Origin of the sequence: Amycolatopsis sp. NPDC058986 (genome assembly GCF_042741125.1) — a bacterium.
In the GTDB taxonomy this organism is placed as follows: Bacteria; Actinomycetota; Actinomycetes; order Mycobacteriales; family Pseudonocardiaceae; genus Amycolatopsis.
In genome coordinates, this window is the sequence record NZ_JBHYJW010000031.1 from 1 (window position 1) to 13265 (window position 13265).

Genomic DNA, 13265 nt, shown 5'->3' on the forward strand with positions numbered 1-13265 from the left:
CCCCGCCCTCTTTGGGGGTGAGCGGCCCCCCTCCCCCCCCCCCCGCCACATTCGGGCGCATGAGCCGCAGTGTCACATGTGGACGGCTGCCGGGGCGCCTTCCGGGGCGGCGGCGGGCTTGCCCGGCCGCAGCATCAGGCCGGTGATGACACCGCCCGCGAGGAAGATCACCGCGGCCCAGGTGAACGCCGTCGTGTAGCTGTGCACGGCGGCTTCGGCCGCGAGCTGCTGCGTCGGCTGCTTACCCGCGATGAACGACGTCGCGGCGTTGCTGGCCAGCGTGCTCAGCAGCGCGGTGCCGATGGAACCGCCGACCTGCTGCATCGTGTTGACCGCGGCGGAGCCGACACCGGCGTCGTGCGGGTCGACGCCGAAAGTCGCGACGCTCATCGCGGGCGCCATCGACAGGCCGATCCCGAGGCCCATCACGATGAGCGGGCCGAGGACACCGTTGGCGTAGGTGCTCTGCAGATCGATGGCACTGAGCCAGAACAGCCCGAGCGCCGCGATCACCATGCCGGTCGGCACCAACGGCTTCGCACCGATGCGCGGCAGCAGGACACTCGTCGCGGTCGTCGCGGCGAACATCAGCGAGGCCACCATCGGCAGGAAGCCGACACCGCTCTGGATCGGGGTGAACTTGAGGTTCAGCTGCACGTAGAACGTCAGGAACAGGAAGATCGCGAACATCCCGATGGCGAGCAGGAACATCGCGATGTACGAGGCGCCGCGGTCGCGGTCGAGCAGCACGCGCAGCGGCAGCAGCGGATGCGCGACGCGCGTCTGGAGCCAGGTGAACACGGCGAGCAGCGCGACACCGGCGGCCAGGAAGCCCCACACCGACGCCGAAGACCACGAGTTGTGCTCCGCGTTGGAGAAACCGTAGACGACGGCGAACAGACCCGCGGTCGCGGTGATGGTGCCGGGCAGGTCCAGCTTCGGCCGCGGACCGTCGGATTCCTGCTTGCGCAGCAACAGCAAACCACCGACGAACGCGACGACCGCGAAGATGATGTTGACGAACATGCACCAGCGCCAGTCGAGGTACTGCGTCAGCACACCCCCGAGCAGCAGCCCGACCGCGGCACCCCCACCGCCGATCGCGCCGTACACCCCGAAGGCGCGTCCGCGTTCCTTCGGGTCGGTGAACGTCGTCGTCAGCAACGACAATGCCGCCGGCGCCAGCAGCGCGCCGAAGACACCCTGCGCGGCCCGCGCGACCAGCAGCAGTTCGATGCTGGACGCCGCTCCCCCGAGCGCCGACACCGCCGCGAACCCCGCCAGGCCGACGAGGAGTGCGTTCTTGCGGCCGAACAGGTCCGCCAGGCGTCCGCCGAGCAGCAGCAGACTGCCGAACGCGAGCGCGTACGCGGTGACGACCCACTGGCGGGCGTCGTCGGAGAAGCCGAGTGCGTGCTGCGCCGAGGGCAGCGCGATGTTCACGACGGTCGCGTCGAGCACCACCATCAGCTGTGCGATGCCGATCACCGCGAGGATCAGCCAGCGTCTGGCGTGATGCGGGTTGGCGCTGTGGACGTCCCCCGGTGGCGCGGCGACAGCGACGGATGACTGAGTCATCGAAAGGTCCCTTACGAATAGTGAGCAACGAAGCTATGTGGAGTAACCGTCTCCCCTTACGCCGATCACGGTACACAAGAACCGGAGGGACTGCCTCAACTTAAGTGTTAAGATGGGACACATGGCACGGGACGCTGCTCCCGCCGCACCGGCGCGGCCGCTGCGGCGTGACGCTGAGCTCAATCGACGGCGCATTCTCGAATCCGCGCGCGAGGTCTTCTCCCAGCGCGGGCTCGAAGCCACCCTCGACGACATCGCGCATCACGCCGGAGTCGGCGTCGGCACGGTGTATCGCCGGTTCCCCAACAAGGAACACCTGGTCGAGGCCATGTTCGTCGATCGGCTCGAAGAGGTCGGCACGATGGCCGAGGCCGCTTTGGCCTTCGAGGACCCCTGGGAAGGCTTCCTCGACTTCGCCTGGAAAACGGTCGAACTGCATTCGAGCGACCGCGGCCTGCGCGAGGTCATGCTGTCCAAGGCGTTCGGCCGCGAGCGCGTCGCCGAAGTGAAAAGCCGCCTGGTGCCCTTGGTCACACGGCTCATCGAACGGGCGCAGGAGTCGGGTCAGCTGCGTGCCGACTTCTCCCCGACCGACATGCCGATGCTCCACCAGATGATCGGCGAGGTCATCGAGTACACCCACGCGATCCAGCCCGGCGTCTGGCGGCGCTACTTCGCGCTGATCCTCGACGGTCTCCGCGCCGAGCCGGGCCGCGCCACCGACCTGCCGCACGGCCCGATGTGCATCGACGACCTCGACGCCGCCGCCTGCGCATGGCGTCCTCCTCGCCACGGCTGATTCCCCGATCCGGTGAACAAGCCGGGATCCCGACGTCCGCCTCCCGCACGGACACTGCTGCCCGCGTGGTCATGAGACGGGGTACAGGGGAGGTACGCGGGTGGCGTCCTACAGCGTTCCGGCGATCAAACGGCTGCAGCTCGGCAAAGAGCTGCGAGCATGGCGGGAACGGGCGGGGCTGACGCTCGAACAGGCCAGTGCCGACCTCGATTTGTCGACGAGCACGTTGTCGCGGATGAAAAAGGGACAGAACAGGATCGAAGGCGTGGCCGCGGACAGCTGCCCGGCTCTGGAAGTGGAAGCGGTCTCAGTCGCAACTTCGAGGTGACCTCGGTTCCTCGTTTGTTGCAGACCGAAGACTACGCTGCCGCATTCTTCGCGAAGAGCGGCACTCGGGAACGCAATCGCAACCTCAACGTGCGCGTGCACCGCACGAAACGACTCCGTGAGGAAGATCCCCTCGTCCTTTACGTTCTCATTGACGAAACCGCCCTCACCAGGAAGATCGCCAAAAGCAGCGTGGTTGTCGCGCAGTTGCTGCACATCATCGAGATCTCCGAGCTGGACAATGTCACCGTGCAGGTGATCCCAGATGCTGCGGGCGCACATGAGGGGCTGCGCGGGGCCTTCTCGATTCTGACCTTTCCCCCGGACACGATCGATGATCTCGGCTACGTCGACCATGCGGGAGGCAACCTGCAGTTGGTCAAAGCTCCGCAGGTCGCAGAGCTGGCACGGCGATTCGCCAATCTGAGTAAGATCGCACTCGGCGAGCAGGAGTCACGCGAACTCCTCTTGAAGCTCGCCGACCACGTGAGCACATGAGGTGAAGCGGTGGACCTGAGTCGGGCAAACTGGTTCAAGAGCAGCCGTAGCCAGGGCGAAAACACCGCCTGCGTCGAAGTGGCCATCGCCTCGGGAGCGGTCGCGGTCCGTGATTCCAAGGACCCGGACGGCCCCGCGCTCACACTGTCCACCGGCTCGTGGCGCCCCTTCGTGACCTCGGTGAAAGGTCTCTGAGCACAGCCCTCACTCGCTGGGGATGACGGCCCACATCACGAGGTAGATCAGGAACTGCGGCCCCGGCAGGATGCACGACAGCACGGCGAGCAGCCGGACGACGCCCGGCGAGATGCCGAACCGTTGCGCGATCCCGGCGCACACCCCCGCGATCATGCGGCCACGGCGCGGCCGGGTCAGCTTCTGCGGCACGGGAGTACTCACGTCGTCACATCCTTCGTCGTCGGCGGCACTTCCGCCGTACAACACCAGTTCACCAGCGTGAAGCCGCGTTCGCATCAGGCAAGAGACGGACTCATCCCTTAGGGGGCCGGCCGTACCGCTCGTCCACTTCGCCGCGGGTAATTGCGCACATGGGGTGGCTTTTCCCGCACCACAAGTGATACTCACTCCCGGTGCCTTGGATCAGCCGACTACTGGCCCTTGCCCTGAGCGGTACCGTTCTCGTCGCCGGATGCGCGAGACCCCAGGCATCGCCGGAGCCCCCGACGACAGCGCCGTTGACCGCGGTCAACGCTCTCGGCGATTTCGGCACCATCGACTACTGCAGCCTGCTCGACCTGCCGAGAGTGACCGGCGCGGGACAGGTCGCGCAGCCGCCCGGCCCGTCCTTCGAGTGGTGCCGCGCCCAGCTGACCGAGAACAACGTCCACCGCGTGGTGATGATCGGCCCGCTGTCCACCGACGTCGACCCGAACCTCAAGCCGTACGACTCCTACATCGGATCGACGCCGTCCGGGGTGAGCGTCCAGCAGTCCGCCTTCAACACCGACACCACCTGCACCCGAGTGATCACCTTCGCCGACGGGATCCGCCTCAACCTGTCAGTGACCGACGTCACCACGCCCGGCCCCGCCGACGCGCGCTGCGCCAAGGCGGACGCCGCGGTCGGCGGCGCGCTCGCCGCGATCACGGCGGGCAAGGTGGGCAGGCTCGCGTTCCCGGACAAGTCGTGGGGCCGGGTCGACCCGTGCCCGCTGATCGAAACGCACGACCTCGACGCCGCGAGCGGGCCGGAAACCAAACTGGCGCCGGCGCTGTCCGGGCACAGCTGCATCCGCGGCAAGGTGAGCCTGCGGCTCTCGGTCGACCAGGCCGCCGCGCAGGGCCCGACCGAAGCGCTCGGCGGGCGCGAGGCTCGGGTGAGCACGTCCGGAGCGTTCTGCACGGTCGACACCGCGCAAGGACCACCGGGGCGCAGCGAGAAGGCCGAACTCATCGTCGTCGAGACCGCGGGCGACGCGAACGACGCCACGTGTGCCGCCGCCCGCTCCGCCGCCGCCGTCGTGTTCCCGAAACTCCCCTGACCTCGTGTCAGGCGAGTTCGGTGTTGATGATCGCTTCGACGAGGACCTCGCCGTCCGGGGTCAGTGTGATCGTGCCCCGGCCGGGGTCGACGTCGGCGAGGCCGCGCGAGGCCAGCGCCGAGAATCGTGAAAGCCACGGCTCGTCGAACAGCGAACGCCCGAAGCGGCGGCGATGCAGCGCGTCGTCCAGCGGGCGCAACGTCGTGAGCGCCATCTTCACCGCGCGCGCCTCCTGCGCCCGTTCGCTGAACCGCGTCGCCGAGCCGAGCGGGATCCGGCCTGCCTCCACTGCCTCCGAGTACCGCTGCCAGTGCACATCTGTGATCGCCTCCGACGCGCGGCAGCTGGAGCTGCCACCGAGCCCGATCGCGACCTCGGCCTCCTGTTTGTCCTGGTCGACCATGATGGCCTTCCACTTCTCCGGCTGCCCGCCGCGGGCGAAATACATGGTCGGCCACTCGGTGTACCCGTTGCCGCGCAAGCCTTCCGTGAGGATCTCGCGCATCTGGTACTGCTCCCCCAGCGTCGGCCAGTGATGCCCGCGCCCGGCCATCCGGTCGCGGTAGTCCGGCAGCTGCCACGCCGCGGGCTGGACCCCGGCGACGCCGGTTCGAGTGTCCGAATAGGACTTCAGGTGCAGCTTCGTGCAGACCACCGCGGTCGGCGCCAGCTCCAGCACGACGTCCAGATCGCGCCGGACGCTGTCGACACTCTGATCGAGCAGGCCGTACATCAGATCGATGCTCACCCACTCGAACCCGAGCTTCTGCGCGTTGCGGACGAAATCGGCGCACATCGCCGACGTGTGCTCGCGTCCGCACAACTCCAGGACGTGGTCGTCGAACGACTGCACCCCACTCGACAGCTTCGTGCAGCCCAGTTCGGCCAGCAGTTCCAGCTTCTCTCGCGTGAACGTGCTCGGGTCGCCCTCGAACCGGATCGTCGTGTCCGGGCCGAACACGAAGTTCTCGCGGTAGAAGTCCAGCAGCCGCCGGATCGCGTCGGCGGACAGCAATGACGGCGTACCACCGAAAACGTTGAACTCGCCGATCGGCGCCTTCGCCAGGTTCGGCACCTTCGCCAGCCACAGCCGGGCCTCGCGGATGTTCCAGTCGACCCACTGCGAGGCCTTCGTGTCGGCGACTTCGGGCTCGCCCTTGACGAGCACCACCGGGTACTGGCAGAAGCGGCAACGGTAGGCACAGGTCGGGATGTACGACCACAGATGGATCGGCGCGGTGTCCGCCAGTTGGGCGTCGAGGTCGGCCAGGAACTTCTCCGGAGCGTAACCGATTTCGTTGCCAGGGAAGACATGTGCGCCGAACGGGTCCTCGGTGACATAGTCGAGTAGATGCCGGTTGACGGGATCGGCCAACGCCTTCTGGACCGCGGGCACGGGCGCCGACGGGTCGATCGCCAGCAGGGATTCCAGCGCGTCCATCAGAACACCCCGCCGTTGCCGAAATAGTCGTGCGCGTCGCCGGATTCCCGGTCCTCGCAGTAGTAGCGCACGAATTCGGCGAACCGTTCCTCCGGGACCTCGGCGAGGCACGGCGGAAGGGGCGGCGGGTACCCGATGTCCTCGCCGACCGTGGCACGCAAACGGGCGAAGATCTCCTCCCGGAATTCGAAATACAGCCGGAACGACGGCGTCTTGTACGAGTGGATCGGGGTGAAGTCCCGCAGCCGCGTCTCGTCGGTGATCTCGGCGATCCGCCGCCGCAGGCGCCGCGCCAGGTCGGCACCGAAGAACTCGACCACCCTCGCGTCGTCCAAAAGGGACGGTGTGAGCAGCACCGGCAGAATGGTGTTCTTGGGCGTGAAGTCCTTGATGGAGAACTCCCACGCTTGCTGCGCTTCCTCCGCGGTGAGGTCGACCTCGCGATCCACCACCGGGTCGTCGACGCGGATGTCGCGCATCACGATGGTGCCGCCCGAACCGTACGCCGTGCCGGTGATGACCTCCTCGATCGCGTGGTTGACCCGGCGCGGGTTGATCTCGACGCGGGAGAGCGGCGCGTAGCCGATGTCCTCACCCGAAGCACGGACCTTGATCCCGAAGTCCCAGTCGTCGGAGAGGTGGTTGACGAACTTCCCGTCGCGCAGCTGGTAGAAGATCTCGACGCCGCCGACGGCCTCGTAGACGTCGCGATCCACCGCGAATCCCTTGCCGTCGGGGAAACCGCCGAACAGCGAGAAGGTGACCTCGCGGCAGCGCAGCGTCCGGTCGATCGCGTGCCACAGGCGCGGCCGGTGCGTGAAATGCTCCGGTTCGTAGTAGTAGTTGCAGACCCCGATGGCTTTCTTGTCCGACTCCATCGCGACGAAGAGCTGCCACAGCCAGTCCGGTGCGACTCGGCAGTCCGCGTCGGCACCGACCAGATAGAACCGGCCTTCGTCGGCGGCGGCCCGGCGCCTGCTGCGAGCGGCGGCGAAGTCCATTCCGGTGCGGCGGGCACACGCCGGGCCCTGTTCCGGTTCGGGGACGAGGTGGATCGCCAGGTCCGGATGCCCGGCGGTGAACCGGGCGACGACTTCGGCGGTGTCGTCGGTGGAGTTGTTGTCCACCAGCACGATCTCGTACAGCGAACGATCGAGGAGCGCGCCGTCGGCGTCGCGCTGGTCGTAGAGCGAGTCCAGCGCCGACGGCAGGTTCGCGGCCTCGTTGAACACCGGGACGACCACGCTCATCCGGACCCGATCGCCCATCGGTGCGGGAAGCAGGCGATCCACCAGTTCCTCGGCACGGTCCCGGCCGATCCGGCGTTCGCCCAGCCGGAAGTTGTGCTCCGCCATCTCCGCTCGCTTTCGCTCGTCGGTCAGGAGTTCCGCCACTTCGTCCACAAAGGACTCGGCGGGCAGGTCGTGTGCGGTGATGTCCAGTACCGGCGCGCGGAAGCCGTGCGATCCGTACACCGTTTCGTACAGCTCGTAACGCGTACTCAGGTACGGAACGCGGGACGCGATGGCCTCGCCGATCGGGTTCCCGTAGCTCTCGTAGTCGTAGGAGGTCAGGAAGGACATGACGGTCGCGTGCGCGAGCAGGTCGCGGACGGAATACCCCTCTGCCGACGGGCTTTCCCGAGGCGCCAGCCGTCCGCCGAACACCACTCTGCCCCGCACTCCCAGTTCTTCGGCCAGTGCCGTGAGCCGCGCGTACTCCTCCGGCGATTCGCCGGTATCTCCGGCGACGAAGAGCCATGCCTCGACGCGGCTTCCCAGCGCGGCGAGCAGACGCAGGTCGCGGTCGATGCGTTTCTGCCGGATGATCCGGGTGCATCGGGCGATCAGCGGAACGTGCCCGGGAATCCCGAACTCGGCCCGGAATCCGGCGTTGCGTGACGTGATTTCCGCCGTCGCGTGGGTGAACGTATTGGGTAACACGGTGATATCGCGCAGGCCCGGCACCCAGTCGAGCATCTGATCGCGTGCCCTGGCGTGCAGGACGACATACTGAACGAACGGTGAATTCCGGGGCGCGACCGTGCCCGGATACGGGAACTCGCCGTATTTTCCCGTTCCCGGTTCACTCTGCCACATCAGATCGTGGTCCCGCCACACCACGAACCGGCCGAGTCTTCTGCTCGCACCGTATTCCTCGATGGCCCGATACAACGCCTCGGTGTAGACGACGTTCTCCGGCAGCGTTCCGTTCTCCACGATCACGAAGGACACATCCAGCCGTGCCCATTCATCGAGGATCAGGCGTCTTAGCTGGTCCGCCAGGAAGTCCACACGCTCGTCCCGGCAACCGAGGCCGGTCATCAGCTCGGTGACGAGGTCCGGACCGTAGCCTGGCAGCCGCTCGATTCCGGGTACCCGGCTCAGTTCGACCCATTCGGGCAGTTGCCGCTGTTCGTCCCGGTACGGCCGGAAAAACGCGTTCTTGTCGGCCTTGACGTCATAGCCGAGGTCGAGACAGATACGGAAACCACGATCCCGGAATATCCGGGCGGTCTTGACGAACTCCACGACAAGACCGGAGATCGGCGCGGCGTCGAAAGAAATTCCCCATAAAGTCGCCATCCCCGCCGATGATACCCAGCCGGGCACCTCCGGAAAAGGTCCGTGAGTGCCACATTGAGGGACTCTGAGTCCCTCAATGTGGCATTCACGGACAGCCGCGACGGACTACTCCGAATAGGTGAGGTTCTTGCCGGAGGAGGGGTCGAACAGCTTGATCTTGTCGGCGTCGTACCAGACTTCGAGGTCCGCGTTCTCCGCCGCGGCCGACGCCGCCGAGAGCCGCGCGACAATCTGCGCGCCGCCACCCGGGACGTCGGCGGAGCCGCTGTCCTCGGCCAGCTCGGCCAGTTCCGAGGTGGTCGCCAGCTCGCCCTCGACGGTGAAGTGCGCGAACTTCTCCGAGCCCATCGACTCCAGGACATCGACGTGCGCGGTGAACGACGCGCCCGAGGACTTCTGCGCCGCGTCGAGCAGCGTCGCGTCCTCGAAGTACTCCGGCCGGATGCCGACGATGACCTCGCGCGGCGCGTCGGCGCCCTCGACCAGCCGCCGCACGCGGTCGGTCAGCGGGATGTCGCCGAGCGCGCTGCGCGCGGCCCCGTTCTCCAGCGTCGCGGGGACGAAGTTCATCGACGGCGAGCCGATGAACCCCGCCACGAACAGGTTCGCCGGGTTGTCGTAGAGGAACTGCGGCGAGCCGATCTGCTGCACGTAGCCCGCCCGCAGCACCACGACGCGGTCGCCCAGCGTCATGGCCTCGGTCTGGTCGTGCGTGACGTACAGCGTCGTGGTGCCGAGCTGTTTCTGGATCTTCGACACCGAGGTCCGCATCTGACCACGGAGCTTGGCGTCCAGATTGGACAGTGGCTCGTCCATCAGGAACGCCTTGGGATTACGGACGATCGCCCGCCCCATGGCGACGCGCTGCCGCTGACCACCGGAGAGGTTCGCGGGTTTGCGGTCGAGGTGCTGGGTCAGGTCGAGGATCTTCGCGGCCTCGTCGACCTTCGCCCGCACGGTCTTGTCGTCCACTTTGGCCAGTCGCAGCGGGAAGGCCATATTCTCCCGCACGCTCATGTGCGGATAGAGCGCATAGGACTGGAACACCATCGCGATGTCGCGGTCCTTCGGGGCCTTCTCGTTGACCCGCTGACCGTCGATGCGCAGCTCGCCGGAGGAGATGTCCTCCAGCCCGGCCACCATGTTCAGCGTGGTCGACTTCCCGCAGCCGGACGGCCCGACCAGGATGATGAACTCGCCGTCGGCGATCGTCAGGTCCACTTCGGACACGGCGAGCGCGCCGTCAGGGTACTTCTTGGACACCTTGTCCAGAACGATTTCCGCCATGGCCTTACCCCTTCACCGCACCGGACGTCAGCCCCGCCACGATGCGACGCTGGAAGAACAACACGAACAGGATGATCGGAATGGTGATCACGACCGCGGCCGCGCTCACCTGCCCCGTCGGGTCCTCGAACTGCGAGGACCCGGTGAAGAACGACAGCGCCGCCGGCACCGTGCGCGACGCCGTGGTCGACGTCAGCGAGATGGCGAACAGGAAGTCGTTCCAGCAGAAGATGAACACCAGGATCGCCGTGGTGAACACGCCCGGCGCGGCCAGCGGCGCGATGACCTTCCGGAACGCCTGCGCCGGCGTGGCACCGTCCATTTTGGCCGCCTTCTCCAGTTCCCACGGGATCTCCCGGAAGAACGCCGAAAGCGTGTAGATCGACAGCGGCAGCGCGAACGTGATGTACGGCAGGATCAGGCCTGGCCAGGTGTCGAACAGGCCGAGGCTCCGCTCGATGTTGAACAACGGGGTCACCAGCGACACCTGCGGGAACATCGCGATCAGCAACGACATCCCGACCAGCAGCTGCTTGCCGGGGAAGTCGAGCCGGGCGATCGCGTACGCCGCCATCGTGCCCAGCGCCACCGCGATCACGGTGGCGATGATCGCGATGCCGATCGAGTTGACCAGCGCCCGGATGAACTCCGTCGTCTGGAAGATGTCCGCGTAGTTCTGCCAGGTCCACGAATTCGGGATGAAGCTCCCGTCGGTGATCGTGTCCTTCGTCTTGAACGACAGCGACACCACCCACAGCACCGGTACCAGCGCGAACACCAGCACCAGGATGTCGACGAGTCCCCATTTCACCTTGCGGCCGGTCGTGACCGCACCTCCGATGGCCATCAGCGCCTCCCCCCAGTATCCGAACCCGGCGCCGCTGTGCCGAACACCTTGATGAAGATGAACGCGATGATCGCCACGGTCAGGAAGATCAGCACGGCCATCGTGGACCCGATCCCGAGGTTGAGCCCCTTGACCAGGTTGTTGTAGGTCTGCATCGACACCGACGACGTGTCCTGCGCGCCGTTGGTCAGCACGAAGATGTTGTCGAAGATGCGGAACGCGTCGAGCGTGCGGAACAGCAGCGCGACCAGGATCGCCGGTTTCATCACCGGCAGCATCACCTTGGTGAACCGCTGCCACGCCGTCGCACCGTCCATCGCGGCGGCCTTGAGCAGATCGTCCGGCACGAGCGCGAGACCCGCCATCAGCAGCAGCGCCATGAACGGCGTCGTCTTCCACACCTCGGCGCCGATGATGATCAGCAGCGACGGGACCTTTTCGGTCAGCAGAGCCGAATCCGGCGCGATGAGGTTCGCGAGGTACCCCGTCTTCGGCGTCCACGCGAAGTACCACGAGAACGCGGCGACCACGGTGACGATGCCGTACGGGATGAGCGCGACGGTCCGGATCAGGCCCCGGCCGACGAGCGTGCGGTGCATGATCAGCGCGAGCGCCATCCCGAGCACGAACTCGATCGCGACCGAGACGACCGTCAGCACCATCGTGGTGCCGAACGCCGTCCACCAGTACGAATTGGACAGTACGGCCGCGTAGTTCGCGAGGCCGACGAACTCCTTCTGCGCCGGGAAACGCAGGTCGTAACGCTGCAGGGAGAGCCACAGCGAGTACACGATCGGATAGCCGGTGACGGCGATCATCACCAAGGCCGCGGGCGCGCACAGCAGCAGGCCCAGCTTGCGCTCGGCCTTCTTGCCTTCGGACAGGACGGGCTTGCCCTTCCTGGGCGCCGCGGTGTCCACAGTGGATGTTTCTTGCACGGTCACGGGATCACTCCCTTCGACTGGAGGGCGTCGTCGAGTTGCTCCCGCAACTTGTCCGCGGTCTTCTGCGGGTCGATCGCCGAGGGCGGGGAAAGGATCTTCGACATGACGGTCGAGGCGTTCTGGTACGCCGGGGTGAGCGGGCGCAGCGCCGCGTTCTTCAACGCCGTGAGAATGCTGTCCCGCATCGGGTACTTCGCCGCCATGTTCGGGTTGTCGCCGCTGACGGGCTTGCTCGGATCGACCGGGGCATCGTCGTGGTAGACCGACTCGATCGTCGGCGGGACGCCGTCGTTGATCGCCGAGAACTTCTGGCTTTCGGGGCTGCGCAAGCACAACGCCGCCTCGAAGGCCTCCGGCTTGTGCTGCGAATACGCGCTGACGGCGAAGTCGACGCCACCGATCGTCGTCTTCGCGGGCGTGTTCGGATCGGCCTGCGGGTAGACCGCCCACTTGAAGTGGCTGACGTCCTGCGGCTTCTCCTTGGCGTAGGAGGCGTAGACGAACGGCCAGTTCAGCTCGAACGCCGCGGTCCCGCGCTGGAAGGCCTGCCGGACATCGTCCTCTTTGGAGTTCGTCAGCGACGGGTCGGTGATCCCCGAGGAGGTGACCCGCTTCAGCAGTTCGAGCGCCTTGACCGCGCCGGCGTCCATGACCACGGACTTCCCGTCGTCGGACAGGAGGTGCCCGCCCATCGACTCGACGAGCGTGTTGTAGATGACCACGAGGCCTTCGTACTGCGCGCCGGTGAACACGATGTTGTGCGGTTTGCCCTGCGCCTTGAGCTGTTCGGCCTGGGCGATCATCTCGTCCCACGTCTTCGGCGGGTTCGGCGTGACGCGGTCGTCGTACCAGAGCAGCTGCACGTTGGTGTTCTTCGTCGCCCCGTAGAGCTTTCCGTGCCATGTGGCGGTTTCCAGCGGCGCCGACAGCACGCCTTCGGTCGCCTGCGCCTTGTGCTCGCCGGTCCACTCCTCGACCCAGCCCGCCTCGGCGAACTCCGGCACCCAGGTGATGTCGAGGCCGAGGACGTCGAGCGAGCTGTCCCCGGCGGCGAGCCTGCGCACCATCTGCTCGCGCTGGCCGTCCGAACCACGCGGGAGCTTGTTGTAGACGATGTTGTAGCGGCCCGCGGCCTTGGCGTTGCAGTTGTCCACGACCTGCTGGAAGTGGTCCTCGGGTGCTTGGTAGACGTTGATCGTGACGCCCCCGCCGCCACCGCAGCCCGCGAGCAGCCCCGCGGTCAGGGTGCCGGCGCCCAGCAGGGCGGTGGTGCGGCGTCCGGGGGACCGTCCCCGGATACGCGCGGTGATCCTTTTCCCCATGAAAGGCCTCCTCGCCCCGCGCACGCCGGAGGCCGCGACGCGTGGCAGGCACCGCGACGAGCTGAGGCAGACCCGTGCCAGCACACCGACGTGCTAGTACTCGGGCGACGATGGTGGAGTTCCACCGCCGCCCGA

The 13265-nt window shown here is 66.8% G+C and carries 13 protein-coding genes; 5 read left to right on the top strand and 8 right to left on the bottom strand.

Annotated elements, in window-relative coordinates:
* Positions 1 to 72: 72 nt before the first annotated feature.
* Positions 73 to 1578, bottom strand: a complete 1506-nt coding sequence (locus ACFW0G_RS25575; protein WP_378327916.1) for an MFS transporter — start codon at positions 1576 to 1578, stop codon at positions 73 to 75.
* 121 nt (positions 1579 to 1699) lie between these two features.
* Between ACFW0G_RS25575 and ACFW0G_RS25580 the strand changes: the two genes are divergently transcribed.
* From ACFW0G_RS25580 to ACFW0G_RS25595, 4 genes are all read left to right on the top strand, one after another.
* Entirely contained in the window at positions 1700 to 2377 is a 678-nt protein-coding gene (locus ACFW0G_RS25580; RefSeq protein ID WP_378327917.1) for a TetR/AcrR family transcriptional regulator, read from the top strand.
* 100 nt (positions 2378 to 2477) lie between these two features.
* The gene (locus ACFW0G_RS25585; protein ID WP_378327918.1) at positions 2478 to 2705 is read left to right on the top strand and encodes a helix-turn-helix domain-containing protein; all 228 of its coding nucleotides are present in this window, start codon (positions 2478 to 2480) and stop codon (positions 2703 to 2705) included.
* Positions 2702 to 3202, top strand: coding sequence for a DUF5753 domain-containing protein (locus ACFW0G_RS25590; RefSeq protein WP_378327919.1), 501 nt, complete (start codon positions 2702 to 2704; stop codon positions 3200 to 3202). Before ACFW0G_RS25585 ends, ACFW0G_RS25590 begins: the two co-directional genes overlap by 4 nt.
* Positions 3203 to 3211: 9 nt before the next feature.
* Complete coding sequence (locus ACFW0G_RS25595; RefSeq protein WP_378327920.1) at positions 3212 to 3397, top strand: DUF397 domain-containing protein; 186 nt, start codon at positions 3212 to 3214, stop codon at positions 3395 to 3397.
* A gap of 9 nt (positions 3398 to 3406) precedes the next feature.
* Here the strand turns inward: ACFW0G_RS25595 and ACFW0G_RS25600 are convergent, their stop codons facing one another.
* A complete protein-coding gene (locus tag ACFW0G_RS25600) occupies positions 3407 to 3601 on the bottom strand; it encodes a PspC domain-containing protein (RefSeq protein WP_378327921.1) in 195 nt (64 codons plus the stop codon).
* 191 nt (positions 3602 to 3792) lie between these two features.
* Between ACFW0G_RS25600 and ACFW0G_RS25605 the strand changes: the two genes are divergently transcribed.
* Positions 3793 to 4704, top strand: coding sequence for a hypothetical protein (locus ACFW0G_RS25605; RefSeq protein ID WP_378327922.1), 912 nt, complete (start codon positions 3793 to 3795; stop codon positions 4702 to 4704).
* Between the two features lie 7 nt (positions 4705 to 4711).
* Here the strand turns inward: ACFW0G_RS25605 and ACFW0G_RS25610 are convergent, their stop codons facing one another.
* From ACFW0G_RS25610 to ACFW0G_RS25635, 6 genes are all read right to left on the bottom strand, one after another.
* Complete coding sequence (locus ACFW0G_RS25610; RefSeq protein ID WP_378327923.1) at positions 4712 to 6145, bottom strand: radical SAM protein; 1434 nt, start codon at positions 6143 to 6145, stop codon at positions 4712 to 4714.
* A complete protein-coding gene (locus ACFW0G_RS25615; RefSeq protein WP_378327924.1) occupies positions 6145 to 8730 on the bottom strand; it encodes a glycosyltransferase in 2586 nt (861 codons plus the stop codon). The genes ACFW0G_RS25610 and ACFW0G_RS25615 overlap by 1 nt, the downstream gene beginning before the upstream one ends.
* A 105-nt stretch (positions 8731 to 8835) precedes the next feature.
* Positions 8836 to 10017 carry an ABC transporter ATP-binding protein gene (locus ACFW0G_RS25620; RefSeq protein ID WP_378327925.1) on the bottom strand — a complete coding sequence of 394 codons (1182 nt, stop codon included), beginning with the start codon at positions 10015 to 10017 and terminating at the stop codon, positions 8836 to 8838.
* Between the two features lie 4 nt (positions 10018 to 10021).
* Complete coding sequence (locus ACFW0G_RS25625; RefSeq protein ID WP_378327926.1) at positions 10022 to 10864, bottom strand: carbohydrate ABC transporter permease; 843 nt, start codon at positions 10862 to 10864, stop codon at positions 10022 to 10024.
* On the bottom strand, positions 10864 to 11808 hold the full coding sequence (locus ACFW0G_RS25630; RefSeq protein ID WP_378327927.1) for a carbohydrate ABC transporter permease: 945 nt from the start codon (positions 11806 to 11808) through the stop codon (positions 10864 to 10866). Before ACFW0G_RS25630 ends, ACFW0G_RS25625 begins: the two co-directional genes overlap by 1 nt.
* Positions 11805 to 13130 (bottom strand): ABC transporter substrate-binding protein, encoded by a 1326-nt coding sequence (locus ACFW0G_RS25635; protein WP_378327928.1) that lies wholly within the window; start codon positions 13128 to 13130, stop codon positions 11805 to 11807. Before ACFW0G_RS25635 ends, ACFW0G_RS25630 begins: the two co-directional genes overlap by 4 nt.
* Between the last annotated feature and the right edge of the window lie 135 nt (positions 13131 to 13265).

What these genes read in the sequence shown, in the direction of transcription:
- ACFW0G_RS25580 (WP_378327917.1), top strand. Translation starts at nt 1,700, where the DNA reads ATGGCACGGGACGCTGCTCCCGCCGCACCGGCGCGGCCGCTGCGGCGT.
- ACFW0G_RS25635 (WP_378327928.1), bottom strand. Translation starts at nt 13,130, where the DNA reads ATGGGGAAAAGGATCACCGCGCGTATCCGGGGACGGTCCCCCGGACGC.
- ACFW0G_RS25610 (WP_378327923.1), bottom strand. Translation starts at nt 6,145, where the DNA reads ATGGACGCGCTGGAATCCCTGCTGGCGATCGACCCGTCGGCGCCCGTG.
- ACFW0G_RS25625 (WP_378327926.1), bottom strand. Translation starts at nt 10,864, where the DNA reads ATGGCCATCGGAGGTGCGGTCACGACCGGCCGCAAGGTGAAATGGGGA.
- ACFW0G_RS25615 (WP_378327924.1), bottom strand. Translation starts at nt 8,730, where the DNA reads ATGGCGACTTTATGGGGAATTTCTTTCGACGCCGCGCCGATCTCCGGT.
- ACFW0G_RS25575 (WP_378327916.1), bottom strand. Translation starts at nt 1,578, where the DNA reads ATGACTCAGTCATCCGTCGCTGTCGCCGCGCCACCGGGGGACGTCCAC.
- ACFW0G_RS25620 (WP_378327925.1), bottom strand. Translation starts at nt 10,017, where the DNA reads ATGGCGGAAATCGTTCTGGACAAGGTGTCCAAGAAGTACCCTGACGGC.